Origin of the sequence: Reyranella sp. (assembly GCF_965249915.1) — a bacterium.
In the GTDB taxonomy this organism is placed as follows: domain Bacteria; phylum Pseudomonadota; class Alphaproteobacteria; order Reyranellales; family Reyranellaceae; genus Reyranella.
The window spans coordinates 1297418-1323265 of the sequence record NZ_OZ252257.1 but is presented as its reverse complement, the minus strand read 5'-3'; the positions used below and the strand labels follow the sequence as shown (position 1 = coordinate 1323265).

Below are 25848 nucleotides of genomic sequence, written 5' to 3'. Positions count from 1 at the left end.
CGTGAAGAACATTCTCCTCCTGCGCCACGCAAAATCCGCCTGGAACACGCCGCAGCAGAGCGATCACGATCGGCCCCTCAACGATCGCGGCGAGCGCGCGGCCCGGGCGATGGCCGACCACATCGCCGCCAAGGCGCCCCGCCCCGGTTTGATCCTGTGCTCCACGGCTGCCCGGACACGCCAGACGCTGGCGCCGCTCGTGAAGAGCCTCGGCAGTCCCACCCCGCCGATTTCGCTCGAGAAGCAACTCTACCTCGCCTCCGAGAGCGAACTCCTGGAGCGCCTGCAGGCGCTGTCGGACGACCTCGAGACCGTACTGCTGATCGGCCACAACGAGGGCATCGGCGAACTCGCTGTCGCCCTGGCCGGACAGGGGCCGCGCGAGGTGCTGCAACGCCTCTGGGAGAAATATCCGACCGGGACCCTGGCCACGCTCCGTTTCCCGCAAGACCCCTGGAGCGCCCTGGCTCCGGGGACCTGCGAGCTTCTGGCCTTCGTCCGGCCGCGCGATCTCGACCCGCGCTGACGCGTCAGTAGGTGCCGGGATACTGGCCGCCATCCATCAGGATGTTCTGGCCGGTCATGTAGCCCGCGTGAACGCTGCACAGGAACGCGCACATCATGCCGAACTCCTCGGCGGTACCGAAGCGTCCGGCCGGGTGCGCCTTGGCGCCCGCGGCGTACTCTTCCTCGAAGGTACGCCCGGCCTTCGCGGCACGCGCCTTCGTCGTGCCGCGCAGCCGGTCGGTGTCGAAGGGTCCCGGCAGCAGGCCGTTGATCGTCACGCCATGACGGATCGTCGTGCGCGCGACGCCGGCCACGAAGCCCGTGAGGCCCGACCGCGCGCCGTTGCTGAGGCCCAGAATGTCGATCGGCGCCTTCACCGAGCTCGAGGTGATGTTCACGATGCGCCCGAAGCCGCGCTTCATCATGCCGTCGACGCTCGCCTTGATGAACTCGATGGGCGTCAGCATGTTGGCGTCGAGTGCCTTGATCCAGTCCTCGCGGTTCCAGTCCCGGAAGTTGCCCGGCGGCGGGCCGCCGGCGTTGTTCACGATGATGTCGGGCTCCGGGCAGGCCGCCAGAACCTGCTTGCGGCCCTCTTCGGTCGTGACGTCGACGGCAACCGCCGTGACCTTCACGCCGTACTTGGTCCTGATCTCCTCCGCCGTTGCGTCGAGCTCCGACTTGGTGCGCGCGTTGATCACCAGATCGACGCCCTCGCCCGCCAGCGCCATCGCGCAGCCCTTGCCCAATCCCTTGCTCGCCGCGCAGACGATGGCCTTGCGGCCCTTGATGCCCATGTCCATTTGCGTTTCCTCTCTAGTTCACGCGTGTCCAGAACTGTGTCGTGCCGAACATCGGCGTCCCGACGAACCCGCGCAGACGCAGTCTGCCGTCCGGCTGCAGGCTGATGTTGGCGCTGTAGGTCTTGCCGTCCTCGCCGTTGTAGACCTTGCCGTCCTCGTAGGTGTTGGGTTCGGCGGCCTTCTTGAATCCCCAGATCAGCGGCATGCCGATCACCTTGCGGGTGCGCAGCGCCGGGTTTTCGTTGCGGTAGTCGGTGGCGGCATCGGGAGCGACGGCGGCCCCATCCGGGCCCCTCGGATCGATCAGGTTCACGACGAAGCCGCAAAGCGGCCCGGCCGCGGCATCCGGGCAGGGTCCGATCTTGATCTGGGCCACGCCCGACTCCGAGAGCCAGGTTCCCATCACCGTCCCCTGCTGTGCCGATGCCACCGAGGCCAGAAGGCTGAGCGCGCAAACCGCGAGGATCGTCTTCATGGCTTCCTCCCTCTCACGAAGCGCCGGCGAGATCCGCCAACACGTCCATCGCCAGGCGACGATCTATTTCGCGCCGCTCGATCAACGCTCGCCGATCGAGCCCGGCCACGACATGCCGTGCCGCATCGGCCGATCGCTCCATGTGCGAGACGAGATACTGCACGACGCCCGCGCCCGCGTGCAATTGCCTGTCCGCCAATTGCTTCAGGATGATCGAGCCCAGCAGTTCGTCATCCGGCGGCGCGACCGCGACGGCCGGCGCGGCCCGCAGCCGCGAGGCGAGGTCGGGCAACGCGATCGACCAGCGGGCGGGCGGTTCACCGGAGATCAGAAGCATGTGGCCGCCGCGCTCGCGCACGAGATTGTACAGATGGAAGAGACCGCGCTCGGGCGCCTGCTCGGCCGCCTCGATCACGATAGCGGGCGAGGCCGCCGCGAGGTCGGTAAGGTCGGCGACGCTCTTGCCCTCGAGGTCGCGGCCGGCCATCACGGTCGCGCCGCTGCGAACCGCCCAGATGCGCCCGAGATGGGTCTTGCCGCAGCCGGTCGGGCCGCTCAGCGCCAGGGCCGGCGCCGGCCAGTCCGGCCAGCGGTCGATCCACGCCAGGGCCTCGCGGTTTCCATCGGCCACGACGAAATCTTCCCGGGCGTAGGTCGGCGGCGGCAGGGCGAGGTCCAGGGTGAGCTGGTTTGCCATGGGCCGGCTCAACTGGGCGCGCTGCCGCGATAGAGGTCGCTCTCGCGATAGCGGGCGATAAAGTGGCGGGCGACCACGCCGAGGATCGCCGCAACCGGAACGGCGATCAGCACCCCGGTGAAGCCGAACAGCGAGCCGCCGGCCAGAAGCGCAAACATGATCCAGACCGGATGCAGCCCGACGCGATCGCCGACCAGCTTGGGCGAGAGGAAATTGCCCTCCAGCATCTGGCCGACCACGAACACCGCCCCGACCTTGACGACACCGATCCAGTCCGGCGGGAACTGCGCCAGCGCCATGCCGAGCGCCATCACCCCGCCCACGAACGTGCCGACGAAGGGCACGAAGGAAATGGCGCCGGCGATGAGCCCGATGACGAGGCCGAACTGGAGACCGACCAGCGTGAGGCCGATGCCGTAGAACGTGCCCAGGGCCAGGCAGACCAGGGCCTGGCCCCGCACGAAACCGGCGATGGCGGCATTGGATTCGGCGGTGAGCTTGCGGATCGTGTCGGCCTGATCGAGCGGAAGGGCGCCGTCGATCGCCGCCAACAGCTTCTCCCAGTCCCGCAGCATGTAGAACGTGACCACCGGCGTGATGAAGAGCAGGCCGAGCAGGTTGATGACCGCCACGCCGCGTTTGGCGAGCGCGCCAGCGACCCCTCCAGCGACGGCCAGCCCCTTCCCCGCCCACTGTGTCGCCTCGGACTGCAGGTCGTGCAGGCTGAGCGGCTCGAGGCCGAGCCTGATACGCAGCGGTTCGAGCAGCGGCTGGACGCGGCCAAGCGCCTTCACGATGTATTCGGGCGCGCTGGTGATCAGCGACTGGATCTGCCCGAACAGCGGCGGCAGGATCGCCATCACCACGCCCACGCCCACCAGCACCGCCACGATCGTCACGACCGTGGTGGCCATCGCCCGCGACAGGCCGGCGCGCTGCAACCGCACCACCACCGGATCGAGGAAGTAGGCCACGACCATGCCGACGACGAACGGCAGCAGGATGTCGCTGAGCAGCCACAGGAGCACCAGGAAGATCGCGGCTGCCGCGACCCAGAAAACCCAGCGCCCCGTCGAGAGGGTTTGCCCCATACGTCAGACTCCCTGATGCGCGTCTAACGCGCTTGCAACTGCCACTGCCCCGCCTCCTGGGACAGGCTCAGGCCCGCCTGGGCAAGCGTGCGCTGCAGCTCCTCCGGCGAGCCGAAAAATTCGAGTCTCAGTTCCGCGCGGTCCGACTCGAGCGACTTCACCGTCATGGATTTCACCGACGGGATCGCCCCGAGCCGTTGCCTCACCTGCACCCAGTCGCTGAGCGCCCGGATCGGCACGACGACGTCCAGCGAATCCTGCGAATCGCGCCGCACCGTGCCGATGCCGCGCCAGTCCTGATCGGCCTTGGCATGGATCGCCTTCACCGCCGCCGGCAGGTCGGCCGCACTGGCGACCGGCATGGGCGGGATCTCGCTGCGGGCGCCCGTCTGGGTGTCGTAGCGCATACCGCGCACCGTGAGGCCGCCGCTGGTCTTGTCGCCCTCGACGGTGGCCACGATGATCGTCGGCGCCCGATAGCGCTCGTTCAGTCGTGCCAGCGCGGATACGTCGCCGACATAGGCCTGCTCGGCCGAGAGCACGCCCTGGTCTGTCGGATCACCGCGCAGCAGGGTGACCGGGACCGCGCTGCCGGCCGTGTCGAGCTGCTGCCACGCCTCACGCCAGGCGTTGCGGTCGTTGAGTGCCTCCAACCCGGCGGGGCCCTTCCACAGCGGGATCACGAGGGCCGGGCGCGACACGGTCTCGACAATCTTTGCGCCCGCCCCGCTCAGGTACGATTTCACGGCATCGGGGACGAACACCACGTTCAAGGTCGCGCTGTAGCGGCCGGGCGCTGGACGTTCGCGCACGAATTCGATGCCGCGCACCATGTTCTCGAGCTGGGCGTCGTCGATCTGCGGCAACCGTGCACGATCTTCCGCGGGCACCAGGCGGTTCACGAGAAGGCCGAACGCCTTGCGCCGCGCCTCGCGGATTCCCTGTGCCCGTGCCTGCACGGCATCCGCGCCGCTCACGTCCACGTCGACCCCCGTCACGTCATACCCGGTGCCCCCGGGAGACTGCGCCAGGACGACATTTGCGGCGAGGACCGCCAGGAGCACGGCAGCTATCGTGGAAAAGACGCGGCCTATCGGCATTGCGGGGGTCCGGTTTTTGGCTATGTTCGCGCACCGTATTAGCATGAATGAGCCCGGCTTGAAGCCTGACGCCCCCGGCCACAATCGGCCCCCCCTCACCTACAAGGACGCCGGCGTCGACATCGACGCGGGCGACAACCTCGTCGAGCACATCAAGCCGTTGGCGAAGAGCACCAACCGTCCAGGCGTCATGGGCGGATTGGGCGGCTTCGGAGGCCTGTTCGACCTCAAGGCGGCCGGGTTCACCGATCCGATCCTGGTGTCCGGCACCGACGGCGTCGGTACCAAGCTCAAGGTCGCCATCGAAGCGGCGGTGCCCGACACGGTCGGCATCGACCTCGTGGCGATGTGCGTCAACGACATCGTGGTGCAGGGCGCCGAGCCGCTGTTCTTCCTCGACTACTATGCCAGCGGCCGGCTCGACGTCGATGTCGGGCGCCGCCTCGTCGCCGGCATCGCCGAAGGCTGCCGCCGAGCAGGATGCGCGCTGGTCGGCGGCGAGACCGCGGAGATGCCCGGCATGTATGCCGACGGCGACTACGATCTGGCGGGCTTCACGGTCGGCGCGGCCGAACGCAACGCCCTGCTGCCCCGCACCGACATCGCGCCCGGCGACGTCGTGCTGGGTATCGCCTCGAGCGGCCCGCATTCCAACGGCTATTCGCTGGTGCGCCGTATCGTCGAGCGCAGCGGCCTGAAGTACGCCGACCGTGCGCCGTTCGCCGAAGCGACGCTGGGCGAGGCCCTGCTTGAGCCGACGCGCATCTACGTGAAGCAGCTCCTGCAGGTGATCCGGAGCACCGGCGCGATCAAGGGCCTCGCCCACATCACCGGCGGCGGCCTGCCCGGCAACGTGCCGCGTTGCCTGCCGGACGGGACGCGTGCCCGGCTCGACGCCCGCCAATGGACGCCGCCGCGCGTCTTCCGGTGGCTGCGCGAGGTCGGCCAGGTGCCGACCGACGACATGCTGCGGACCTTCAACTGCGGCCTGGGCATGATCGTGGTCGTGGCGAAGGACGATGCCGCTCGCGTCGCCCGGGCGCTGACGGAGACCGGCGAGACGGTGAGCGAGATCGGCGTGATCGAGAAGGCGCCGACCGACGAGGCCGACTGCGTCGTCGATCATGCCGAGAGCCTATGGCGAAGCTGAAGGTCGGGGTTCTCATCTCCGGCCGCGGCAGCAACCTGGCGGCATTGATCGACGCGGCGAAGGCCGCCGACTATCCCGCCGAGATCGGCTGCGTCGTGAGCAACCGGGAGAACGCGCCAGGGCTGGCGATTGCCGCCGCGGCCGGTATCCCGACCGCCATCGTCTCCCACCGCGACCATCCCGATCGGGAGACCTTCGACCGCGCCGTCTCGACGGAACTCGAGCGTGAGGGTGTCGAGTTGGTCGTGCTGGCCGGTTTCATGCGCATTTTCAGCCCGTGGTTTCCCGCCCGCTGGAAGGACCGGCTGATCAACATCCACCCGTCCCTGCTACCGGCCTTCAAGGGCCTGCACGTGCAGCGCCAGGCGCTTGATGCCGGCGTTCGCGTGAGCGGCTGCACCGCCCATCTGGTCACCCCGGATCTCGATTCGGGGCCGATCATCGCGCAAGCGGCAGTGCCGGTGCTGACCGGCGACACGGAGGAGACGCTCTCGGCGCGCATCCTACGCCAGGAACATCGCCTCTATCCTCTGGTGGTGCGCTGGTTCGGCGAAGGCCGGATCGCGATCGACGGCGACAGGGTCACCGTCGCAGGCGTGGCCTGCGACGCCACGCTCCTCTTTTCCCGAGAAACCTAGTCCGATATAAGATCGCCAACGATTTCAAGCGGGGATGAGATATGGCTGAAGCAAAGGATGACTTTCCGGCTCACGCGGCGACCTACGCGTCGTTCAGCAAGCTGGTCACGTTCACGCTCCTCTGGATCATCGTTCTTCTGGTGTCCATGGCCCTCGGCCTGATCGCGCACCTGCCGCTGCTGGGCCTCGTTCTGGGCATCGGCGGCTCGATCGCTCTCCTGATCGGCTTTGCCATCCTGGACTGACGTCGCAGGCAACGTCTCCAAAAGAAAAGCGGCCCGTTCGGGCCGCTTTTTTCGTTCCGGTGCGTGCGCCGCGTCAGCCGACGATCTCGGAGCCCGCGAAGAAGTAGGCGATCTCGATGGCCGCGTTCTCGAGCGAGTCCGAGCCGTGCACCGAGTTGGCTTCGATCGACTCGGCGAAGTCCTTGCGGATCGTGCCGGCATCGGCGTTGGCCGGGTTGGTCGCGCCCATGATCTCGCGGTTCTTCGCGACGGCGTTCTCGCCTTCGAGGACCTGCACCACGACCGGGCCGGAGGTCATGAACGTGCAGAGTTCACCGAAGAACGGACGGTCCTTGTGGACGCCGTAGAACTGCTCGGCCTGCTGCCGGCTCATCTGGATGCGCTTCTGGGCGACGATGCGCAGGCCCTTCTCCTCGAAGCGGGCGTTGATCTTGCCGGTCAGGTTCCGGCGAGTCGCGTCCGGCTTGAGGATCGAGAAAGTACGTTCGACGGCCATGAATTCCCTCTTGGAGGCAGTGATTTCAATGCTTGGGCGCGCCTTATAGACGCGGGGTTTGGACCGGGCAAGCGTGCCCAATGAGCTTGGTTTGCGGCCAAAGCGCATGGTAAACGGCGCCGCCCATGCTCCACATCAGCGATATCTCCTTCCGCCACGGCGAGCGGGTACTGTTCGACCGCGCTTCCGCGGCCCTTTCCGACGGCTGGAAGGTCGGCCTGGTCGGCCGCAACGGCGCCGGCAAGTCGACGCTGCTGCGCCTGATCCAGGGCCAGATCGAAGCCGACAGCGGCGAGATCAACCTGATGGGCCGCACCCGCGTCGGTTCGGTCCCGCAGGACCCGCCCGGCGGCGATATCAGGGTAATCGATGCCGTGCTCGCGGCCGACGTCGAGCGCAGCGCGCTGCTGGCCGAGGATGCAACGTGCCAGGACGGCGTGCGCCTGGCGGAGATCCACGCCCGCCTCGAGGAAATTGGCGCGGCCGCTGCACCTTCCCGCGCGGCCTCGATCCTGAACGGCCTGGGTTTCGACAACGAAAAGCAGTCCCGCCCCTGCGGCGAATTCTCCGGCGGCTGGCGCATGCGCGTGGCCCTGGCCGGAACGCTGTTCAGCAGCCCGGACCTCCTGATCCTCGACGAGCCGTCGAACCACCTCGATGTCGAGGCGATGATCTGGCTCACCGAGTATCTGAAGCGCTTCCGCAACACCGTCCTGATGGTGAGCCACGATCGTGACCTGCTGAACGACGTGTGCGACCACATCGTGCACATCGACCAGCAGAAGCTCGTGGCCTACACCGGCAACTACGACTTCTTCGAGCGCACGCGCGCCGAGCGCCTCGCCAACGATGCCGCGCAGCAGGCCAAGGTCGCCGCGCAGCGCAAGCACATGCAGGCCTTCGTCGACCGCTTCAAGGCCAAGGCCAGCAAGGCGCGCCAGGCCCAGTCGCGCATGAAGATGATCGAAAAGCTCGGGCCCGTCGCCTCGGTGCCGATCGACGAGCGCATCTCGTTCAACTTCCCCTCACCCGAGATTCTCGCCTCGCCGATCGAGACGCTCGACGACGTGTCGGTCGGCTATCCCGACGGGCCGCCGGTGCTGCGCAACCTCGACCTGCGCATCGACATGGAAGACCGCATCGCCCTGCTCGGCCAGAACGGCAACGGCAAGTCGACGTTCATCCGCCTGCTCTCGCAGAGGCTCGAGCCGCGCGAAGGCCAGCTGAAGAAGACGCCGAAGCTCAGGGTCGGCTACTTCTCGCAGGATCAGGAGGAAGGTCTCGACTTCGAGGCGACACCGTTCGACCACATGGCCCGTGCGCTCGGGCCCGGCGCCGGCGAGGCCAAGGTGCGCGCCCAGCTCGGCCGGTTCGGCTTCTCGCGCGACCGCGCCAACCTCAAGGTCGGTGTCATGTCGGGCGGCGAGAAGACCCGACTGCTGCTCGCGCTCGCCACGCGCACCGCGCCGCACATGCTGCTGCTCGATGAGCCGACCAACCATCTCGACATGGACGCGCGCGCCTCGCTGGTCGACGCCATCAACGACTTCGAGGGTGCCGTCGTGCTGGTGAGCCACGACACACATCTTGTGAAGATGGTCGCGGACGCCCTGTGGGTGGTCCAGGGCGGGACGGTGAAGGCCTTCGATGGCGACATCGACGAGTACCAGGCCAAGCTTCTCAAGGAGCGCGGGGCGCGTCCGCCCAAGGCCGAGAAGCCGGCCGACGCCGGCAGCAAGAAGGACCAGCGCAAGGCCGCCGCGGACAATCGCAGCAACAAGGCGCCGCTCAAGAAGGCCGTCGACAGCGCCGAGAAGATGCTGGCGCGTCTCACGGAACAGCTGGACGGTGTCCTGGCCAAGCTCGCCGATCCGGCGATCTATGCCGGCCCCGGCAGCGTCGTCACGGAGCTGCAAAAGGAAAAAGCCCGCCTCGAGCGCGAGGTCCAGAACGCGGAGAAGCGCTGGCTGACCGCGCAGGAAGCTCTGGAAGCGGCCGCCTGATCCCTACTCGGCCGCTGCCGGGTAAGCCGGCTTGCGTGTGCTGTTGTTGCGAATCAGCATCACCATCCCGGCGTTGAAGGTGTAGAGCCCGACGGCGATCCAGAAGATCACGGCCGGCTGGCCGCCGTTCATCAGCAGGCCGTACAGCGGCGGCGCCACGAAGGAGCCGATGTCGAGCCCCGAATAGACGAAGCCGAAGACCTTGCCCGACGCGCCGGGAGGCGTCGCGCCGCGCACGATCATGTCGCGTGACGGATTGGTGATGCCGCCGGCGGCCCCGGCAAGCGCCAGCAGCACCGGCAGCAGCGCCGGCGACACGGTCTGGGTTGCGATCGGCACGGTGAGGGCCGCTGCCGCCAGGAGGCCGAACGCCGCCACCAGATCGTGCCGGCGGACGCGGTCGGCGAAATAGCCGCCGACCAGGATGCCCGCCGCCGAGCCGCCGATGAAAACGATCAGGCAGAACGCGGCATAGTTCTCGGTGACGCCGAACATGCCGCTCCAGGCAGGCACGGCGAACTGCTGGATGCCGACCGTGTTCGCGGCGATCAGCGCGAAGTATGCGAGGCAGAGCAGCAGCGCCGGCTGCAGGAACAGCGCCAGCCCCGGCCGGCCGCCGGCTTGCGCCGCGGCCGCACGCACCTTGACCCTGTGATCGACCAGCTGCTCGCGATGGACGAGCACCAGCCCCGACAGCACGATGCCGGGCAAGGCGCCGATCAGCGCCGCCCCGACCCAGCCGAACATGCTGTCGAGGAAGTACATCACCGGTGCGGCCGCCCAGCCCAGCGATCCGCCGAGCCCGTGGATGCTGAAGGCACGGCCGAGGCGGTGCGCGTTCACGGAAGAATTCAGCAGCGCGAAGTCGGCGGGATGAAAGACCGAATTGCCCAGCCCGGCAATGACCGCGATGCAGGCGAACCCGATGAAGGAATGCGCGACCGAGATGCAGGCGAGGCCGAGGCCGACGACGAACAGGCCGCCGGCAAGAATGGGTCGGGCGCCGAATCGGTCCACCGCGAATCCCGCCGCCGTCTGTGCGATCCCGGATACGCCGTAGAAGATGCCGGCCAGCAGGCCGACATCGGCGTAGCTCAACCCGGCTTCCTGCCGGACGATCAGGAGCATGGTGGCGAAGGCGAGCTGGTAGTAGTGGCTCACCCCGTGGGCGACGCCGATCAGACTGATCACACGGAAGTCATGCGGGAGCGGCGCGGTGGTGGCAGCGGACATGGAAACCTCTTCCCGACCATCATAAGCGATCCGCATGGCGAACGTTTCCGGAAATGCGCGGGGGAGCCATGCGCATGTGATGACGCGCTCCGGCGGCCCTAGTAGTGTCCCCGCCGGCAAGAGGGAGAAACGCATCATGAAGCGCTGGAAACATCGCCCTGAAGGATCGACCTGGGGCGACTGGGGCGACGACGATCAGCTCGGACGTCTCAACCTGATCACGCCGAAGAAGGTGCTCGAGGGCATTGCCGAGGTGAAGGAAGGGCTCTCCTTCTGCCTCAGTCTTCCGCTCGACTTCCCGGGCGGCAACGTCCTGAACCCGCGCCGTCTGCCCCCCGTCCTGTCGCCCACGGGCGACGAGAATGGCTGGCGCTTCAACTTCCTCACCAACAGCCTCAACCCGCAGTTCGTCGACGTCGCCAGCGACGACCGGGTGATCCTGACGCTGCAGTATTCGACGCAGTGGGACACGCTGGCCCATGTCGGCGGCCTGTTCGATGCCGACGGCGACGGCGTGCCCGAGCCGCTCTATTACAATGGCTTCAAGGCCGGTTCCGACGTGGTCGGTCCGCTGCCCGACGCCGGCCGCGACGGGTGCGGCCACCTCTCCTACGCCCACAAGCTCGGCGTCGAGAACATGGCGGCCAAGGCGATCCAGGGCCGTGCCGTCCTGATCGATCTCGAGAAGCATTACGGCCGCGACCACAAGTATGTGAGCTACGACGACTTCAAGCGCGTGCTCGACGCCGACAAGGTCGTGGTCGAACCCGGCGACATGCTGCTGCTGTACACGGGCTTCACCGACGAGATCATGAAGATGAACAAGAACGTCGACCCGGCGCGCGCGCATGCGATGTGCTGCGTGCTCGACGGCCGCGACAAGCGCCTGCTGCAGTGGATCACCGACAGCCAGATCTCGGCGCTGATCGCCGACAATTACGGCGTCGAGGCCGTGCCGGCGAAGCCCGGCCCGGAGGATGCCGAGCATCCGTCGCTGCCGCTCCACAATCACTGCCTGTTCAAGCTGGGACTCAATCTCGGCGAGATCTGGTGGCTGAAGGACCTGGCGCTCTGGCTTCGCGGCAAGCAGCGGTCGCGTTTCCTGCTGACGGCGCCGCCGCTGCGTCTGCCCGGCGCGGTCGGTTCGCCCGCGACTCCCGTCGCCACGGTCTGAGGTCGGCTGTCGCGATGTCGTTCACGGCGTTCGTCGCCCAGGGGCTGAAGGCGGAGCGGTTCGCGCTGCTGGACATCGGTTGTTCCGGTGGCCTCGATCCGAAATGGCGTGCCTTCGGCGACAGGCTGGAGGCGCTGGGAATCGACGCCAGCGCCAGCGAATGCCAGCGTCTCGCGGCGGAGGAAAAGAACCCCGACGTCTCCTACGTGGCGGCCTTCGTCAGTCCGAGCGCCGACAGGCCGATCGACCTGTCGGCCGGGCCGGCCGCACCGCTGATCATGAAGATGCGCGATCGCATGAGCTTCATGCGCACACGCGAAATCCGCGACGCCAAGCTGCGGACGGCCTCCACCGAGGAGCAGCTCCGGCACAATGCCTGGGAACTGACCGGACTGGCCGATCCGGCGAAGCCCGTTGTCGTGCCCGACCTTCTGGCGGCGCGCGGCTGGAACGACCTCGACTACATGAAGATCGATACCGACGGCATCGACTGGCAGATCCTGCAGAGCTTCGAAGGACGGCTGCCGGCGCACCTGCTGGCCGTCCAGATGGAAGTGAACTTCGTGGGCGACGGCGGCCACGACGAGCACTCCTTCCACAACACCGACCGCTTCATGCGCCGTCACGGTTTCGATCTCTTCCGGCTCGACGTGCGCAATTATTCCTCGCGCGCCCTCCCTGCCCGCTACATCTGGCCGACGCCGGCCGAGACGCATTCCGGGCGCCCCTTCCAAGGCGAGGCCTACTACGCCCTCGATCTGCCTGGCCCGAACGGTCCGGCAAAGCTTGCGAGCCTCGGCGCCGAGAAAGTGGCCAAGCTGGCCGCGATCCTGTCGGCCTGGGACGTGCCCGACGCCGCCGCCGAACTGCTGCTCGGCTGTCGCGACAGGCTGAAGCCGGTCATCGACGTCGATCGCGGCCTCGATCTGCTCGCGGCCCAGGCCCAGGGTGATCGCGCCCGGCCGCTCGACTATCGCAGCTACATGGCCCGCTTCGAATCCGATCCGCCGGACTTCTATCGTCCCGAAGGACCGATCCCGTTGCGCGAACGCCTGGCGGCTGCCTGGCAGGCCTATCTGAGGCCCCGCGACAGGCGTTAGTTCAAGCCTTCTTTTCCCAGCCGCCCGTCTCTGTCTGCTGCCAATAGGCGACTGCGTGACCCGCGGTCTTGTAGGCCTTCCAGCGCTCGCGCGCGTCGTCGACGGCCGTCTCGTCACGGCCATCGAACAGTTCGAAGCAGCGCTTGTAGTCCCCGACCTTCTCCGACCTGGCGCGATCGGCGACGAAGAGGAAAGCGGCGCCGTTCGGGTTTTCGTCGACATGCGTGAGCCAGACCGGTTGCCGGTCGGCCTCACCGTCACGGGCCGCGCCGTGCGGCAGGAAGCCGTCGGGATCGTAGACCCAGAGATGGGTGTTCAACGCATCCACCCGCTCCGGCGAGCCGAGCAGCACCACCGCCCGCTCCCCCGCCTGCAATGTCTTGGTCAGCAGGCGTGGCAGCGTGTCTTCCAGCGACGATCGGGTCAGATGATAGAAATTGACCTCTGTCGCCATCGGCTGGGTCAGCGCTCGTAGTTCTCGGCGATGAGCCGGTCGAGCAGGCGCACGCCGAAGGCGGTCGCACCCTTGGGCGTGGTGGTGTCGCCCTTACCGGACCAGGCCACGCCCGCGATGTCGATATGCGCCCAGGCGACGCCCTCCTGCACGAAGCGCTGCAGGAACTGCGCGGCGGTGATCGAGCCGCCATCGCGCCCGCCGCCGACATTCTTCATGTCGGCGATCTCCGAATCGATAAGCTTGTCGTACTTCGGCCCGAGCGGCATCCGCCACAGCTTCTCGCCGATCCCCGAACCCGCCGCGCGCAGCCGGTTGGACAGCTCGGTGTCGTTGCAGAACAGGCCCGCCCGCTCATGCCCGAGGGCCACGATGATGGCGCCGGTGAGGGTCGAAAGCTCGACCATCGCCTGCGGCTTGAACTTCTCCTGCGCGTACCACATGGCATCGCACAGGATCAGGCGGCCTTCGGCGTCCGTATTGATGACCTCGACCGTCTGTCCCGACATCGACTTCACCACGTCGCCCGGACGCTGGGCATTGCCGTCGGGCATGTTCTCGACGAGCGCGCACACCGCCACGACGTTCGCCTTGGCCTTGCGGCCGGCGATCAGCCTCATGGCCCCCGTGACGGCGCCGGCACCGCCCATGTCCCACTTCATGTCTTCCATGCCGGCGGCCGGCTTCAGAGAGATGCCGCCGGTATCGAAGCACACGCCCTTGCCGATCAGGGCGACGGGCGCCTGCCCCTTCGGGCCGTTCATCCACGTCATGACGAGGAGCTGCGAGTCGCGCCCACTGCCCTGTCCGACGGCCAGCAGGGTCTCCATCCCGAGCTTCTTCATCTGGGCCTCGCCCAGGATCTCGACCTTCACGCCGAGCTTGGTGAGCTCCTTGGCGCGGCGGGCGAACTCGACCGGATACAGCACGTTCGGCGGCTCGCTCACCAGATCGCGGGTCAGGAACACCGCATCCACCACCGGCTCGAGCGGGCCGTAGGCCTTGCGCGCATCGGCGGGCGTGGCCAGGACGACGGTGAGCCGCTGCAGCGACAGCTTCTGCTCCGGCTTGTCCTTGGTCTTGTACTTGTCGAACCGGTAGCTGCGCAGGCGGACGCCCAGCGCCAGATGCGCGGCGATCTCGGCCGGCGACAGGCGGCTGCGCTTGACCGGGTCGATCACCACGGTCACGGCGGTATGGCCCGCGGCATTGGCCTCGGCTGCGACAACGCCGCCCAGCTCCTCTGCCGCCCGCGCATCCAGATCCTCGCCCTTGCCGATTCCCAGTAGCAGAAGGCGTGCAATATCCCCGGACTGGCCGAGCAAGGTCTGGGTCTGGCCCTTGGCGCCGGTGAACCGCCCTGCCTCCAGAGCGCGCGCGACGGCCCCATCTGCGGCCTTGTCGACGGCTTCGGCCGTCGCGAGGAGCTGCTTTCCGGCCCCGACGAAAACCGCAACATTGCCGGAAAAGGCCTTCGGAAAGGCCAAAAACTCCACTTTCATCTACATCCCCTGCGCCTGGCGCCTGATTTGACCCGATATTTCGCCCCTGCGACGGGACCGCGCAAGCTGTGTTTGTCCGCCGCGCCCCTGCAAAATCGGGGTGGCATCGGAGCGCCAGCGCCAGTATCAGTACCGGCCCTCAAAACGGACATGGAAATGACCACAGCAACTCTGCCTCGCGTCTCGGTCGTCGGTCTCGGAAAGCTCGGCGCCCCTCTGGCCGCTGTCCTCGCCAGCCGCGGCTTCACCGTCATCGGCCTGGATGTGAACAAGACGCTCGTGGACGCGATGAATGCCGGCAAGATGCCGATCGTCGAGCCGCAGCTCAACGAGTTGATCGCCGCCAACAGGGATCGCCTTTCGGCGACCATGGACGCCAACGAGGCGATCCAGAAGAGCGACGCCAGCTTCGTGATCGTCCCGACCCCGTCGGACAGCACCGGCTTCTTTTCCAACCGTTTCGTGCTCCAGGCCATGGAGACGCTCGGCAAGGCCCTGAAGAACAAGACGGGCTACCACATGGTCGTCATCACCAGCACGGTGATGCCCGGCACCACAGGCACCGAGATCAAGGATGCGCTCGAAGCCGCCTCCGGCCGCAAGGTCGGTCCCGACCTCGGCCTCTGCTACAATCCGGAATTCATCGCGCTGGGCAGCGTCGTGCGCGACATGCTCTTCCCCGACTCGATCCTGATCGGCGAGAGCGACAGCAAGGCCGGCGACATGCTGCAGACCATCTACCTGCAGATGTGCGAGAAGAAGCCGCCGGTGCAGCGCATGAACTTCGTCAACGCCGAGCTCACCAAGATCTCGGTGAACACCTACGTCACCACCAAGATCTCCTACGCCAACATGCTGGCCGACATCTGCGACCGCATCCCGGGCGCCGACGTCGACGCCGTGACCAAGGCGCTGGGCGCCGACACCCGCATCGGCGCAAAGTACCTCAAGGGCGCGATGGGGTATGGCGGCCCCTGCTTCCCGCGCGACAACGTTGCCTTCGCCGCCTTCGCCCGCAAGATCGGCGCGCGCGCCGACGTGGCCGAGGCGACCGACCGCATCAACAACTTCCAGGTCGAGCGTCTTTCCGCCCTCGTCTCGAAGTTCGCCAAGGCCGGCACCCGCATCGCCATCCTGGGCCTCTCCTACAAGCCGCATACGCCGGTGGTGGAAGAGAGCCACAGCGTGAAGCTCGCCGCCAAGCTCGCCGATGCGGGCTATGTCGTCAGCGTGCACGATCCGCTGGCCCAGGATGCGGCGCTGGCCGTGCTGGGCGACAAGGTGGTCGGCGCCTCCTCGATCGAGGGCGCCGTGCGCGAGTGCGACCTGCTGATCGTCGCGACCGGCTGGCCGCAGTACAAGGAGATCTCGCCGGCGTGGTGCAAACGCGACGGCCAACGCCTGACCGTTCTCGACCTGTGGCGGACCCTGCCCGCCGACCAGTTCGAAGAAGTCGCCGACCTGCTCTATCTCGGCTCCGGCCGGTAAGAGAGATACAGCCAGTCGGCAGATGACGAAGCCCGCCACGCGCGGGCTTTTTCATGGCCGCTCCACGCGCATCGCGTCGATCGCACCCTCGCTCCGCCCATTCTGCCGCCGCCCGCCATGTCCGGTCTCCACATCAACGACTCGCCTCGAATGACGGCCGCGCTGGTCGAGGCCGGCGCATTTCGCAAGCAGCCCTTCACCGTCGTCGATGTCGGCGCGCGCGGCGGCATTGCTTCCTATTGGTCGGTCTTCGCCGACGACCTGCGCATCGTCGGCTTCGACCTGGATCCCCAAGAGTGCAGGCGACTGAACGCCATCGACCTTCGTACCCGGTATCTGCCCTTCGCGCTCGATCGCCGCAAAGGCCGACGCGCAGTCTACGTTGCCAACCACGCCGCCTCCTCCTCGTTTTACCGGAGCGATCCGGCCTACTTCGGGCGCTACACGGCAAGCCAGAACGCCACCGTGTTGTCAGAGCAGACGCTGGAGACGACGACGCTTTCGTCGGCGCTGGCATCGATCGGCCTCACCGCGGCAGATTTCATCAAGGTCGATGCCGAGGGGGCTGAACTCGAGATCCTCCAGGGCGGCGAGGACCTGCTGCCCAGCGTCCAGGGCGTCCTGTCCGAGGTACGCTTCAGCCGGAAGATCTCCGGCTGTCCGGTTTACTGGGAGCTCGAGAAGTACCTGCGCGAACAGTCCTTCGAGCTCTATGATCTGGACGTCTACCGGCTGAGCAGAAAGGCCCTGCCCTATCCGTATCTCTACTCCAACTATTTCGACGATGGCCGGCCGGCAGCCGGTCCGTCGACGCAGGGACAGGTCTTCGAGGCCAACGCGCTCTACATGCGTGACCTGCTGGACACCTCACCCGACGCACGGCGTCTGGTCGTCGCAGCCTGTCTCTTCGAAATCTTCGGACTGTCCGATTGCGCCGCCGAGTTGATCCAGGCGCACGGCAGCACGTTCGATTCGCTCGTGCCTGTCCAAACACTCCTCGATCTGCTCGTGCCGGAGGTGAAGGGAAGGTCGCTGACCTACCGGCAATACATGGATCGCGATCTGGTGGCGGATCCGCTCCTCAGGCCGGCCGACGGTCGGCGCTTTCCCGAGTCCGTCATCCCGCAATACGATGGCGAGTTCGCCGCCTCGTGGGAAGACAAGCGCGTGGTGAAGGATTCCTTCTGGCAGCGCCTGCTCGCCCGCTTCGGCGGATCCATCCCCCGCTGACGCCTGGTCGCCACAGCGCGTGGCGTCAGATCGCGCGACGCCCCCGGAACCGCAGCACCTTGCCGCGAAGGCTCGGATCGTGGCGCGCCAATCCCGCGAGCACCTGGCTGCAGAACGGGTTGATGTTGGCGCCCACGTAGTCCGTGAAGAGCGGCCAGAACTTGTTGTAGATGACGTTCACGCCCACGAATCGCCGCGGAGTCCGCCGGCCCGGGGGCCGCGTTTCCGCTTCCGTCGCGGCCGCCTGCCTGAACAGCTTCGCGACCGCCTTGAGCCGCTTGCTATCGAGCGGCCCGGCCACGCGCCCCGTCCGTATGGGCTCGTCGGCATGCTGCGTCGCCAGGCCGAACTCGAAGATGAACATCTCCGCCTTCGGCAACAGTTCCTCGAAGCTGCCTCTCACCAGCCCCGGCAGATCCGTCGGAAGGCCTTCGCACTCGTTCGGCACCAGTACCGGTCCGGTAAAGCCCATCGCCTTCCAGGCGGTCACGAACCGGTCGACGAAGGCCCGGCGCGTCGCCACGACCATGACCGCCGTCGAGCGCGGATAGGTCAGCATCTGATCGGTGACGAAAGGCAGCGTATGATCGAGATCGTAGGTCAGGTCGTCGTAGAGGTGCCATTCGAGGCTGGTCGCCGTATAGGGCGCCGTGGCCGGCTTCAGGGCGGCGTCGAGACCCGCCGTGAAGCGCTCATAGGAGGTGTCGCGATCCAGCTTGATTTCCTCGATCTCGACGTCCGGCCATCCCCAATTGTCGGCCTGCGCCGGCACGTACGGCGTCGCCACGTTCCAGATGTAGTCGTCCTGGTTGTTCATCCGCGTCTGCCGCCCCTTGTTGTTGGCGGCGGCGACACGGGTATGGTCGCAGTGGTAGCCGAACAGCTTGTCGATCAGCGTATCCACGCGGCCGCGGTACAGCGCGAGTCGAGCGGCGAGGTTCGAATCGCAATGCCAGCCCAGCAGCATCGATTCGTCGAACCCATGGATGGCGAACATGTCCTCGCGCAGGGCGGCCTGGAAATCACCCAGCGCGTCGTACTTCATGGGCATGAAATTGTGGACCACCTGGTTCAGGTGATACCGCACCGACCAGTCGCGCAGCTTGGCGAGATTGCCCGCAGGGTCCCGACGGTCGAACGCGGCCTCCCACAGCATCTCCGGCAATTCGAAGCGCGGGATCTGGTAGAAGCCGTCCGGTACGGAACCCAGGATGTCGCTGAGCGATTCCCCCTCGGTTCGCGGCACCAGCAGCATGTCGGTGTTCGTGTAGAGGACCCAGCGGTTCCTCGGGTTCGAGCGGCGCAAGGCGACGTTGCGCGACTGTGCCTCCAGCGCCACGAGATGGGTCTTGGACTTGAGATGCGCGTGCTGTTCGGGACGGATCCTCAACACCCGCAAGACCTTCTTGGCCTTCTCGGTCAGCGTGTCGTGGATCGCCTCCGGAAATGTCGGGTGATCGTCCGGCGTGTTGTAGTCGACGAAGAGAATCTCGTCGTCCGGATCGGACATCACCTCGGCCAGCGCATTGAAGCTGATGGCCGCGCGCTTGTGAAGGTTATACCCGTGGGTGTCGTTGCGGCCGTACAGGATGACGGAAAACATGGTACCTCGCGTGAGGGTCGATCACTCAGGAAGCAGAACGCGACAATTCGTTTCGCGCGGCTGCATGTTCGACGAGCGCCGGCTGACCGAGTTCCACGACCTGCTGCCAATAGGCACGCGCGGCGGAACGATCCCCGCCATGGGCCAGGACGCCGCGTTGAAACAGCACCTCTGCTCGCCGGCCGGCCGTATCGGCCATGGCCATGACCTGTTCGCTGGAAACGGAGCCGTCCTGCAGGGCCAGTAGCGAGGCGACCCATTCATCCCCAGCGGCGGCTTGCGCCGAGGCAGGCGCCTGCCCGAGTCGGATTTGCGCCGTGCGCAGGTACAAGGCCCAATAGGAATCGCGCCTGTCGTTCCGCACCATCGTCTCGAGGTGCGGCAGCGCGGCCTCATAGTCTGCGAGACGCAGGGCAACATAGGCACTTGCCGACGGGCGCCCGCCGAGCAACTCTAGTTGGCGCCGCCAATCGGTATTGGCCTGCTCGACATGCCCGAGGGCCATATGCGCAATGCCCCGCGCATTCAGCGAGTCGGGCGACTTGGGCGTCGCGGCGATGACCTTGTCGAGATCTTCGACGGCTGCGGCATACTTGCCGAGGGCGGACAGGGCCTCCGCCTTCAGGGCCAGGGCGTCCAGGGAGGCGGGATGAAGCTTCAGCGTACGTTCATAGTCGGCGAGTGCAAGTTCAGGCTGCCGATCGGCCAGATAGGCATTCCCTCTCGCGAGATTCGGCAGGGCAAACTTCTTGAGGGATTTAAGGACTCTCGTGTAGGCGACGATTTCCGAAGTATGGGAGCCCATCTGGCGCAGCACGAAATGCCGGTCGGGGGCCCCTGCACGCCCCTTCTGCCTCAGCCTGCGCGCTTCCTCGTACCTGGCCAGCGCCGCGGCCGTATCGCCGCTCATGTCCAGGACTTCGCCTTCGGCCTCGATCGCATCCGCAAAGGCCGGTGCGATCGCCGTCGCCTGACGGAGCAGATTGATGGCGGCCCGGCCATCGCCCATGCGATAGAGCGCCATCGCGCGCAGGAAGAGATGCTCCGCTTCGCTTCCGTTCGGACCGGGAGCCCACTCATCCACCGTCTGGCGTCGCCGAGCGCCCAATGTCCCCCGCAGGCTTCCCGACAGCCGCACCAACATCCCTGAATTACTCACTCAATTGCTCCTGCACGGTAAGGGGCCAGATACCGGTGAGACGGCCTGGAGCCACCCCATGCCGGGGCAGCTCGCAGAAGTGTCAGATAGCTCCGATTGCCTGCAATCCGCTGTAATCCTGTCCGCTAACTTAGCGTCGACGGCACGTCAAGGCACCCCGCCCGACAGTGCGCCGTTCGGCCCCGAATTGCGGGAATTTGACGGAATCCTACCGCATCGATAACAAACCGACAGATGAGTACGGCCTTCGCAGCGCACGTCGCTGGCACTTCCTACCGGGAAACATACCTTCAGGGGGAGCGGCGTTCTGCACAATTGCGCGCGGGTGCGACCGACTCGCAAATCAGGAATTTGATCCCTTGCGCCTCGGGCGATGCGGATTCGGCTCGAGCAGGTGTCATCGAATGGTAGTTCAGCCCTATCTCAGCATTGTCGGCTGGGCACGAAACGACGGCTATACGCCGAACTACGAGAAGCGGCTGGAACACGCCCTCGGCGTCCTCGTCCGCCAGCTGGACAAGCACGCGATCCCCTCCGAGTTGATCGTCGTCGAGTGGAATCCTCCGCCCGACCGGCCTCTTCTCGCGGAGGAATTGGGCTCGTTGGGTCCCACAGGGAATGTGACGGTTCGTTTCATCGTCGTTCCCCCTCAGCATCACGAAGGCCTGCAAGGGTGGCGGACTCGAGGCATGCATGTGAACAACGCCGCGAACGTCGGCATCAGGCGAGCCAGAGGAAAGTTCGTCACGCCCAAGGCGCTGGACACGTTCTATTCGGAGCAGCTCGTCACACGGCTCGGCCAGCGCACCCTGGACGATGGCTGCGTCTATCGATGCGACAGGCTGGACGCGCGCATGGAGGACGAGAGCTGGCTCGACCTTCCGGACGACCAGCTCCTGGCCGCGCTCGCGCGCAGCACCGTCCACAGGAACGACCGCCTGACGCACAGCATCGACTGGAAGATGCGGGACCTGCATACCAATGCCTGCGGCGACTTCATCCTCATGTCGACCCAGAGATGGCACGATATCCGCGCGTACCAGAAGGATCCGAGCGTGCTCTGCCTGGATTCGGACTCGATCGCGCTCCATGCCGCCGCGGCGCATGGGGCGTCCGAGATCCACTGGCAGGACGAGTGCATCTACAAGGTCATCCACGGAAACACTCACGCGCAACGCACGGCGACCGTCTGGAAGGACTGGCAGCTTCGGCTCGACCACTATCTGGTCGCGCGGCATCGGCGCGAGCTCGCCATGTCGCTCCGGGTCTGGCTCGACTATCCCCGCCGGCGGGTCCGCGGCCTGGAGGAAATCCTGGCCCCGTCGATCGAGCGCAACTTCGTGGCCAAGGCCGCCCGCTATGCGAGGAACGACACGTCCTTCGAGACGAACGATGCCGACTGGGGGCTGGCGCGCGAAACCTTGTCCGAACGAACCGTGCTGCGCGCCGCCTGGGACACACCATGACCGTGCGGCAGGCCGTCTGCCTGGTCGGAGGCCGAGGGACACGCCTCGGCGCGCTCACGGAAAGCACGCCGAAACCCCTTCTCGAAGTCGGCGGACGGCCGTTCCTCGACTACCTGATCGGCGAGGCCAGTCGCTTCGGCCTCGAGCGGCTGCTGCTGCTGGCCGGACACAATGCCGGGGAAGTCGTCGGCAACTATGCGGGCAAGGTCGTCGGCGGCCTGTCGATCGACGTGATCGTCGAAGCGACACCGGCCGGCACGGCCGGTGCCCTGTCCAACGCCGCCGACGCTCTCGATCCCGTCTTCTTTCTCTTCAATGGCGATTCCTTCTTCGGCTTCAACTGGCTGTCCCTGGTGCCCCCGCTCGACCGGGACGACTGGACCCTGCAACTCGCGCTCGCGCGCGGCGTCCGCGGCGGACGGTACGGGCGCGTGGAAACCGAGGGCGACCGGATAACGCGCTTCCTGCCCAAGGGGGAAAGCGACCTGCCCATCAACGCCGGCATCTACCTGGTCCGGCGTCGGCTCCTCGACCGGATCCAGAGCGTTCCTTGCTCGCTCGAAAACGACATACTCCCGCCGCTTGCTGCGGAGGGTGAGCTGCTTGGGTTCGCAGCAGAAGGCACTTTCATCGACATCGGCGTTCCCGACGACTTTGCCCGCGGACAGGATGCGATGCCGGCTTTCATTCGCCGGCCGGCGGCCTTCTTGGACCGCGACGGCGTCCTCAATCACGACGACAACTACGTCCACAGGCCGGACCAGATCCGCTGGATCGACGGGGCAAAGGACGCCATCCGATGGCTGAACGACGCCGGCTACTACGTGTTCGTGATCACGAACCAGGCCGGCGTTGCGCACGGCCACTATGGCGAGGAACAGGTTCACTCGCTGCATGCCTGGATGCAGCGCGAATTACAGGACGCCGGCGCACACGTCGATCGGTTCGAATATTGCCCCTATCACCCCGAGGGAGCTGTCGAGCGCTATCGTCGGACGTCGGAGCTGCGCAAGCCGGGCCCCGGGATGATCCTCAAGGTCAGGGACGAGTGGCCTGTCGACATGGCAGGGTCCTTCATGATCGGCGATCGCGACATCGACATGCAGGCGGCCGCGGCGGCGGGAATCGCGGGCCATCAATTCCCCGGCGGCAACCTCCTCGACTTCGTCAGGACGCACGCGCCGGCGAGACGAAGAAATCCCTCTTCGCGTTGATCGCCAGCACTTTCTCCAGGATCTCCGGCCGTAAGGGCCCCTGCTCGCTCGCTTCGGCATTCGTCTCCGCTTCGGCGGGATGCAGGATGCCTGGAATGACGCTCGAAACAGTTTCGAACGAAAGACAGAAGCGCAGCGCACTCAGCACGGCTTGACGGCCCGGCGTCGCCGGGACGGCGGCGATCAGGTCCTTTGCTCCATCGATCCAGTTGTCGAGCTGGGCCCGCGACCAGCCTGCCCGGTGGTCTCCGTCCGCAAAGGCGGTGCTCCGGTCGATCGTCCCGGTGAGGAAGCCGAAGCAAAGCGGAGTCCGGGCGATGAACGCCGCTCCACGTCGGGCAACTTCCTCAAGCAGCCCGTCGGTGACCACGCGGACGTCCATCATGTTGAAGTTGGCCTGGACGATCGGCGCGCCTGCGACGCGCAACGCTTCGACCGCACCGGCGGGATTCTTTGCAGATACGCCCCAGGACCGGATTTTGCCCTCGGCCAGCAACGAGGCGAGCACCTCGGTCGTCTCTCCGGCGGCCAGAACCTCCGAGGGAGGATTGTGGAGCTGCAGGACGTCCAGATAGTCCGTACCGAGCCGCTTCAGGCTCGCCTCCGTCGAGCGCCTGATCGCGGCCGCCGAGAAATCCGGTGGCTTCGTCCAGTCGTCGTAGCCGGCCTTGGTGGCGATCACGGCCTTGTGCCGCCCGCCCGCCACCGCCCTGCCGATCAGCACTTCGCTATGGCCCGAACCGTAGGCGCTGGAGGTGTCGAAGAAGGTGATCCCCAAGTCCAGCGCCCGGTGAAGCGCCTTCAGGGATTGCGCGTCATCGGTATCGCCGTAGGACGTGGTGCCGGCCGTTCTTCCGCCGATTCCCCAGGCACCGAATCCGACCTCCGAGACCAGAATGCCGGTCCCGCCCAGCTCACGATACTTCATCGCCGGGGCCGCAGGCTCAGTAGTGTCCGGCCAGCTCGGGCGTGATCTCCACGGCGCGAGGCGAGTAGAGATACGCCCCCTTCTTGTTGCCCCACCAGACGATCTCCCGGCACCATTTCTGGAAGTCGTCGTAAGGCCGGCTCGTCCGATCCACTTCGACGACGATGGGGGCCTTGCGCAGCAGCGCGGGCTCACCGCCGCGCACCTTGTTCCAATAGTCCAGCAGGTCGTAGCTGAGCTTCACCGTCACGTCGCCCTTGGCGAAGGGCTGATGCACCAGCGCGTGGTTCAGCCTGACCGCCTCTTCGACGATCTCGATCGGAAGACCGTCGCTGCGCGCGCGCACGGTCTCCGACAGGAGTTCGCCCGCCTCCTTGTAGAAGGCGTCGAACCGGCCCTCGGCCGTGAGCTTGACGAAGATGTACTCGTCGGCCGGCCAGAAGATGTTGAGATACTCCTTCGAGAACACGTACTCGGATCCGCCCTGCTGGATGGACCGGGCCTCGCTCTCGAAGAAGGCATTGATCTGCGCAATGGTCGGGAACCGCTTGGCGTCGGCCGCCATGAAGGCCTCGATCATGTCGCGGTAGGAAATGCCGGAGATGCCGTGCGCCAGGATCAGCGGGATCTGGAACAGCTTGTCGAAGTGGAGGAGCGCCGTCATCCAGCAGAAGATGCGCGTGCGGCGCCAGTCGTCGAGCGGGGTCGCCGCGGTGGCGATCACCAGATCCTGAACCTCCGGCACGTCGTCATCGAGCTCGATGCGCTCGCCGTGGATGTTGATGATCTTCGATTCCACCGTGACCATGCCGTACTTCGCCTGATAGGCGGGATCGCCCATCTCGGCGTTCGGCAGGATCGACAGGTTGTTGAACTGGATGCGGTTGTGCTGGCCGTTCTCCATCAGCAGGTCGACGCCGCGCACGAACGACTCGTAGGTCTCGCCGGGCAAGCCCAGGATCAGGTCCGAGTAGGTTTCGACCTTGTCTCGCGTGAAGCGGCGCTGCAGCTCCATGTAGGTGCCGAGCGAAATGTTGTCGCGCTTGATCGCCTCCAGCGTCGGCATGTCGACGCTCTGCATCGACAGGGCCACGCCCTTGTTCAGGCCGGCATCGGACAGGATCTTCTGCGTTTCGTAGGCACGTTCCGTCGCGTTCTTGGTGTTCTGCACGGACAAGGCCACCGGATAGCCGGTCGTCTGCTTCACGTCGGCAACGTAGTTGGCGATGTCGACGTCACGCTTCTGGATGCCGAAGTTGGCATCGCAGCAGAAGATGTACTCGATCTTCTTCTCGGCAAACCAATCGACTTCGCGATAGAGCCGCTCCTCGCCGAACTTGGTGACCTTGCCGGCGGTGGCCGAGCCCCAGTCGCAGAACGTGCAGCGGAAAGGACACCCCCGGTTGGTTTCCCAGAGACCGATCCAGCTTTCCGTCTGGTTCGCCGCCATGATCTCGTCGAAGGCGCCTTCGAGGAACGGCGACGGAATTTCGTCGAGATCGCGAACGCGGTCGAGATTCTTGGTGCGAACGAAACTGCCGTCGGCCTTCACCATGCTGACGCCCGGAATGGCTTCCCATGTCGAACGATCGTGGAACGTTTCCAGCAGCTTGAGGAATGTCCGCTCGCCCTCGTTATGGACCGCGAGGTCGATCTGGCGATTGGCCCGCATGAAGGCCTCGGGCTGATCGGGCACGTGCGGCCCGCCGAAGATGATGACGATGCCGGGCTTCAAGGCCTTCAGGCGACGGGCGATCTCGAGCGAAATCCGGCCGTTCCACACATAGGTGCTGAAGCCGACGATATCGGCATCCTTGAGGGCCTCGACCGCATCGGCGATGCGCACGCGCTTGTAGAGCGACGGCAGAAACCGATAGAGCTCGGGCCGGGCCGCGAACTTCTTTACGTAGGTCTGCAGCAAGGCGACCGAATAGGGCAGATAATTCTGGCCGGAGAAGGAATTGTTGATCTGCACCAGGCCGACAACCAACGGCTTCGTCGGCGGCATCGTTTGCACGGTGGCTTCTTCGGCGTGTGGCGTCGACATTCGCTGCGCCCCGTTGTCCTCGGTCCCTTGGCGGAATCCAGCCAA

24 protein-coding genes are annotated in these 25848 nt (G+C 66.3%); 11 read left to right on the top strand and 13 right to left on the bottom strand.

Annotated elements, in window-relative coordinates:
• The first annotated feature begins 1 nt into the window (after position 1).
• A complete protein-coding gene (locus ACP15H_RS06510; protein WP_425065386.1) occupies positions 2 to 526 on the top strand; it encodes a SixA phosphatase family protein in 525 nt (174 codons plus the stop codon).
• Between the two features lie 4 nt (positions 527 to 530).
• On the opposite strand, the gene ACP15H_RS06505 is transcribed toward ACP15H_RS06510, so the two are convergent.
• The 5 genes from ACP15H_RS06505 to ACP15H_RS06485 are packed head-to-tail and all read right to left on the bottom strand — an operon-like array spanning position 531 to position 4637.
• Positions 531 to 1310, bottom strand: coding sequence for an SDR family oxidoreductase (locus tag ACP15H_RS06505; RefSeq protein WP_425065385.1), 780 nt, complete (start codon positions 1308 to 1310; stop codon positions 531 to 533).
• Positions 1311 to 1323: 13 nt separating this feature from the next.
• Positions 1324 to 1785 carry a DUF2147 domain-containing protein gene (locus ACP15H_RS06500; RefSeq protein ID WP_425065384.1) on the bottom strand — a complete coding sequence of 154 codons (462 nt, stop codon included), beginning with the start codon at positions 1783 to 1785 and terminating at the stop codon, positions 1324 to 1326.
• 13 nt (positions 1786 to 1798) lie between these two features.
• On the bottom strand, positions 1799 to 2482 hold the full coding sequence (locus ACP15H_RS06495; protein WP_425065383.1) for a hypothetical protein: 684 nt from the start codon (positions 2480 to 2482) through the stop codon (positions 1799 to 1801).
• Positions 2483 to 2490: 8 nt separating this feature from the next.
• A complete protein-coding gene (locus ACP15H_RS06490) occupies positions 2491 to 3573 on the bottom strand; it encodes an AI-2E family transporter (protein WP_425065382.1) in 1083 nt (360 codons plus the stop codon).
• Between the two features lie 23 nt (positions 3574 to 3596).
• On the bottom strand, positions 3597 to 4637 hold the full coding sequence (locus tag ACP15H_RS06485) for a DUF2066 domain-containing protein (protein WP_425065381.1): 1041 nt from the start codon (positions 4635 to 4637) through the stop codon (positions 3597 to 3599).
• A 94-nt stretch (positions 4638 to 4731) separates the two neighbouring features.
• Between ACP15H_RS06485 and purM the strand changes: the two genes are divergently transcribed.
• The 3 genes from purM to ACP15H_RS06470 are packed head-to-tail and all read left to right on the top strand — an operon-like array spanning position 4732 to position 6706.
• Positions 4732 to 5823, top strand: coding sequence for a phosphoribosylformylglycinamidine cyclo-ligase (gene purM, locus ACP15H_RS06480; RefSeq protein ID WP_425065380.1), 1092 nt, complete (start codon positions 4732 to 4734; stop codon positions 5821 to 5823).
• Positions 5811 to 6461 carry a phosphoribosylglycinamide formyltransferase gene (purN, locus tag ACP15H_RS06475; RefSeq protein WP_425065379.1) on the top strand — a complete coding sequence of 217 codons (651 nt, stop codon included), beginning with the start codon at positions 5811 to 5813 and terminating at the stop codon, positions 6459 to 6461. The genes purM and purN overlap by 13 nt, the downstream gene beginning before the upstream one ends.
• A 41-nt stretch (positions 6462 to 6502) precedes the next feature.
• A complete protein-coding gene (locus ACP15H_RS06470) occupies positions 6503 to 6706 on the top strand; it encodes an aa3-type cytochrome c oxidase subunit IV (protein ID WP_298317426.1) in 204 nt (67 codons plus the stop codon).
• 73 nt (positions 6707 to 6779) lie between these two features.
• On the opposite strand, the gene ndk is transcribed toward ACP15H_RS06470, so the two are convergent.
• Positions 6780 to 7202, bottom strand: coding sequence for a nucleoside-diphosphate kinase (ndk, locus tag ACP15H_RS06465; protein WP_425065378.1), 423 nt, complete (start codon positions 7200 to 7202; stop codon positions 6780 to 6782).
• 125 nt (positions 7203 to 7327) lie between these two features.
• On the opposite strand from ndk, the gene ACP15H_RS06460 reads away from it, so the two are divergent.
• Entirely contained in the window at positions 7328 to 9205 is a 1878-nt protein-coding gene (locus ACP15H_RS06460) for an ABC-F family ATP-binding cassette domain-containing protein (protein WP_425065377.1), read from the top strand.
• Between the two features lie 3 nt (positions 9206 to 9208).
• On the opposite strand, the gene ACP15H_RS06455 is transcribed toward ACP15H_RS06460, so the two are convergent.
• On the bottom strand, positions 9209 to 10438 hold the full coding sequence (locus ACP15H_RS06455) for an MFS transporter (RefSeq protein WP_425065376.1): 1230 nt from the start codon (positions 10436 to 10438) through the stop codon (positions 9209 to 9211).
• A 133-nt stretch (positions 10439 to 10571) separates the two neighbouring features.
• Here ACP15H_RS06455 and ACP15H_RS06450 point away from each other — a divergent pair, with 133 nt between their 5' ends.
• Positions 10572 to 11612: a cyclase family protein gene (locus ACP15H_RS06450; RefSeq protein WP_425069870.1), complete on the top strand. Its 1041-nt coding sequence runs from the start codon at positions 10572 to 10574 to the stop codon at positions 11610 to 11612.
• Positions 11613 to 11626: 14 nt separating this feature from the next.
• Positions 11627 to 12712, top strand: a complete 1086-nt coding sequence (locus tag ACP15H_RS06445; RefSeq protein WP_425065375.1) for a hypothetical protein — start codon at positions 11627 to 11629, stop codon at positions 12710 to 12712.
• A 1-nt stretch (position 12713) separates the two neighbouring features.
• On the opposite strand, the gene ACP15H_RS06440 is transcribed toward ACP15H_RS06445, so the two are convergent.
• Both ACP15H_RS06440 and ACP15H_RS06435 read right to left on the bottom strand, forming a co-directional pair.
• Positions 12714 to 13166, bottom strand: a complete 453-nt coding sequence (locus ACP15H_RS06440; RefSeq protein WP_425065374.1) for a DNA polymerase III subunit chi — start codon at positions 13164 to 13166, stop codon at positions 12714 to 12716.
• An 8-nt stretch (positions 13167 to 13174) separates the two neighbouring features.
• Positions 13175 to 14668 carry a leucyl aminopeptidase gene (locus ACP15H_RS06435; protein ID WP_425065373.1) on the bottom strand — a complete coding sequence of 498 codons (1494 nt, stop codon included), beginning with the start codon at positions 14666 to 14668 and terminating at the stop codon, positions 13175 to 13177.
• A 156-nt stretch (positions 14669 to 14824) separates the two neighbouring features.
• Between ACP15H_RS06435 and ACP15H_RS06430 the strand changes: the two genes are divergently transcribed.
• Positions 14825 to 16156 (top strand): UDP-glucose dehydrogenase family protein, encoded by a 1332-nt coding sequence (locus ACP15H_RS06430; RefSeq protein ID WP_425065372.1) that lies wholly within the window; start codon positions 14825 to 14827, stop codon positions 16154 to 16156.
• Between the two features lie 117 nt (positions 16157 to 16273).
• Positions 16274 to 17386, top strand: a complete 1113-nt coding sequence (locus ACP15H_RS06425) for an FkbM family methyltransferase (RefSeq protein WP_425065371.1) — start codon at positions 16274 to 16276, stop codon at positions 17384 to 17386.
• Between the two features lie 25 nt (positions 17387 to 17411).
• Here ACP15H_RS06425 and ACP15H_RS06420 read toward each other — a convergent pair whose 3' ends face one another.
• The gene (locus tag ACP15H_RS06420; protein ID WP_425065370.1) at positions 17412 to 18989 is read right to left on the bottom strand and encodes a hypothetical protein; all 1578 of its coding nucleotides are present in this window, start codon (positions 18987 to 18989) and stop codon (positions 17412 to 17414) included.
• A gap of 25 nt (positions 18990 to 19014) precedes the next feature.
• Positions 19015 to 20133: a tetratricopeptide repeat protein gene (locus ACP15H_RS06415; RefSeq protein WP_425065369.1), complete on the bottom strand. Its 1119-nt coding sequence runs from the start codon at positions 20131 to 20133 to the stop codon at positions 19015 to 19017.
• 419 nt (positions 20134 to 20552) lie between these two features.
• On the opposite strand from ACP15H_RS06415, the gene ACP15H_RS06410 reads away from it, so the two are divergent.
• Both ACP15H_RS06410 and ACP15H_RS06405 read left to right on the top strand, forming a co-directional pair.
• Positions 20553 to 21614, top strand: a complete 1062-nt coding sequence (locus tag ACP15H_RS06410; RefSeq protein ID WP_425065368.1) for a hypothetical protein — start codon at positions 20553 to 20555, stop codon at positions 21612 to 21614.
• On the top strand, positions 21611 to 22828 hold the full coding sequence (locus ACP15H_RS06405; RefSeq protein ID WP_425065367.1) for an HAD-IIIA family hydrolase: 1218 nt from the start codon (positions 21611 to 21613) through the stop codon (positions 22826 to 22828). The genes ACP15H_RS06410 and ACP15H_RS06405 overlap by 4 nt, the downstream gene beginning before the upstream one ends.
• On the opposite strand, the gene ACP15H_RS06400 is transcribed toward ACP15H_RS06405, so the two are convergent.
• Both ACP15H_RS06400 and ACP15H_RS06395 read right to left on the bottom strand, forming a co-directional pair.
• Positions 22782 to 23756, bottom strand: a complete 975-nt coding sequence (locus ACP15H_RS06400; RefSeq protein ID WP_425065366.1) for an aldo/keto reductase — start codon at positions 23754 to 23756, stop codon at positions 22782 to 22784. The two genes, ACP15H_RS06405 and ACP15H_RS06400, sit on opposite strands and share 47 nt — an antisense overlap.
• Before the next feature lie 16 nt (positions 23757 to 23772).
• Entirely contained in the window at positions 23773 to 25803 is a 2031-nt protein-coding gene (locus ACP15H_RS06395; protein ID WP_425065365.1) for a B12-binding domain-containing radical SAM protein, read from the bottom strand.
• Positions 25804 to 25848: the final 45 nt, after the last annotated feature.

Excerpts from the sequence above, each read along its gene's own strand:
- ACP15H_RS06505 (WP_425065385.1), bottom strand. The coding sequence starts at position 1,310 with ATGGACATGGGCATCAAGGGCCGCAAGGCCATCGTCTGCGCGGCGAGC.
- ACP15H_RS06500 (WP_425065384.1), bottom strand. The coding sequence starts at position 1,785 with ATGAAGACGATCCTCGCGGTTTGCGCGCTCAGCCTTCTGGCCTCGGTG.
- ACP15H_RS06495 (WP_425065383.1), bottom strand. The coding sequence starts at position 2,482 with ATGGCAAACCAGCTCACCCTGGACCTCGCCCTGCCGCCGCCGACCTAC.
- ACP15H_RS06490 (WP_425065382.1), bottom strand. The coding sequence starts at position 3,573 with ATGGGGCAAACCCTCTCGACGGGGCGCTGGGTTTTCTGGGTCGCGGCA.
- purN (WP_425065379.1), top strand. The coding sequence starts at position 5,811 with ATGGCGAAGCTGAAGGTCGGGGTTCTCATCTCCGGCCGCGGCAGCAAC.
- ACP15H_RS06470 (WP_298317426.1), top strand. The coding sequence starts at position 6,503 with ATGGCTGAAGCAAAGGATGACTTTCCGGCTCACGCGGCGACCTACGCG.
- ndk (WP_425065378.1), bottom strand. The coding sequence starts at position 7,202 with ATGGCCGTCGAACGTACTTTCTCGATCCTCAAGCCGGACGCGACTCGC.
- ACP15H_RS06460 (WP_425065377.1), top strand. The coding sequence starts at position 7,328 with ATGCTCCACATCAGCGATATCTCCTTCCGCCACGGCGAGCGGGTACTG.
- ACP15H_RS06455 (WP_425065376.1), bottom strand. The coding sequence starts at position 10,438 with ATGTCCGCTGCCACCACCGCGCCGCTCCCGCATGACTTCCGTGTGATC.
- ACP15H_RS06445 (WP_425065375.1), top strand. The coding sequence starts at position 11,627 with ATGTCGTTCACGGCGTTCGTCGCCCAGGGGCTGAAGGCGGAGCGGTTC.
- ACP15H_RS06440 (WP_425065374.1), bottom strand. The coding sequence starts at position 13,166 with ATGGCGACAGAGGTCAATTTCTATCATCTGACCCGATCGTCGCTGGAA.
- ACP15H_RS06435 (WP_425065373.1), bottom strand. The coding sequence starts at position 14,668 with ATGAAAGTGGAGTTTTTGGCCTTTCCGAAGGCCTTTTCCGGCAATGTT.
- ACP15H_RS06430 (WP_425065372.1), top strand. The coding sequence starts at position 14,825 with ATGACCACAGCAACTCTGCCTCGCGTCTCGGTCGTCGGTCTCGGAAAG.
- ACP15H_RS06425 (WP_425065371.1), top strand. The coding sequence starts at position 16,274 with ATGTCCGGTCTCCACATCAACGACTCGCCTCGAATGACGGCCGCGCTG.
- ACP15H_RS06420 (WP_425065370.1), bottom strand. The coding sequence starts at position 18,989 with ATGTTTTCCGTCATCCTGTACGGCCGCAACGACACCCACGGGTATAAC.
- ACP15H_RS06415 (WP_425065369.1), bottom strand. The coding sequence starts at position 20,133 with ATGTTGGTGCGGCTGTCGGGAAGCCTGCGGGGGACATTGGGCGCTCGG.
- ACP15H_RS06410 (WP_425065368.1), top strand. The coding sequence starts at position 20,553 with ATGGTAGTTCAGCCCTATCTCAGCATTGTCGGCTGGGCACGAAACGAC.
- ACP15H_RS06405 (WP_425065367.1), top strand. The coding sequence starts at position 21,611 with ATGACCGTGCGGCAGGCCGTCTGCCTGGTCGGAGGCCGAGGGACACGC.
- ACP15H_RS06400 (WP_425065366.1), bottom strand. The coding sequence starts at position 23,756 with ATGAAGTATCGTGAGCTGGGCGGGACCGGCATTCTGGTCTCGGAGGTC.
- ACP15H_RS06395 (WP_425065365.1), bottom strand. The coding sequence starts at position 25,803 with ATGTCGACGCCACACGCCGAAGAAGCCACCGTGCAAACGATGCCGCCG.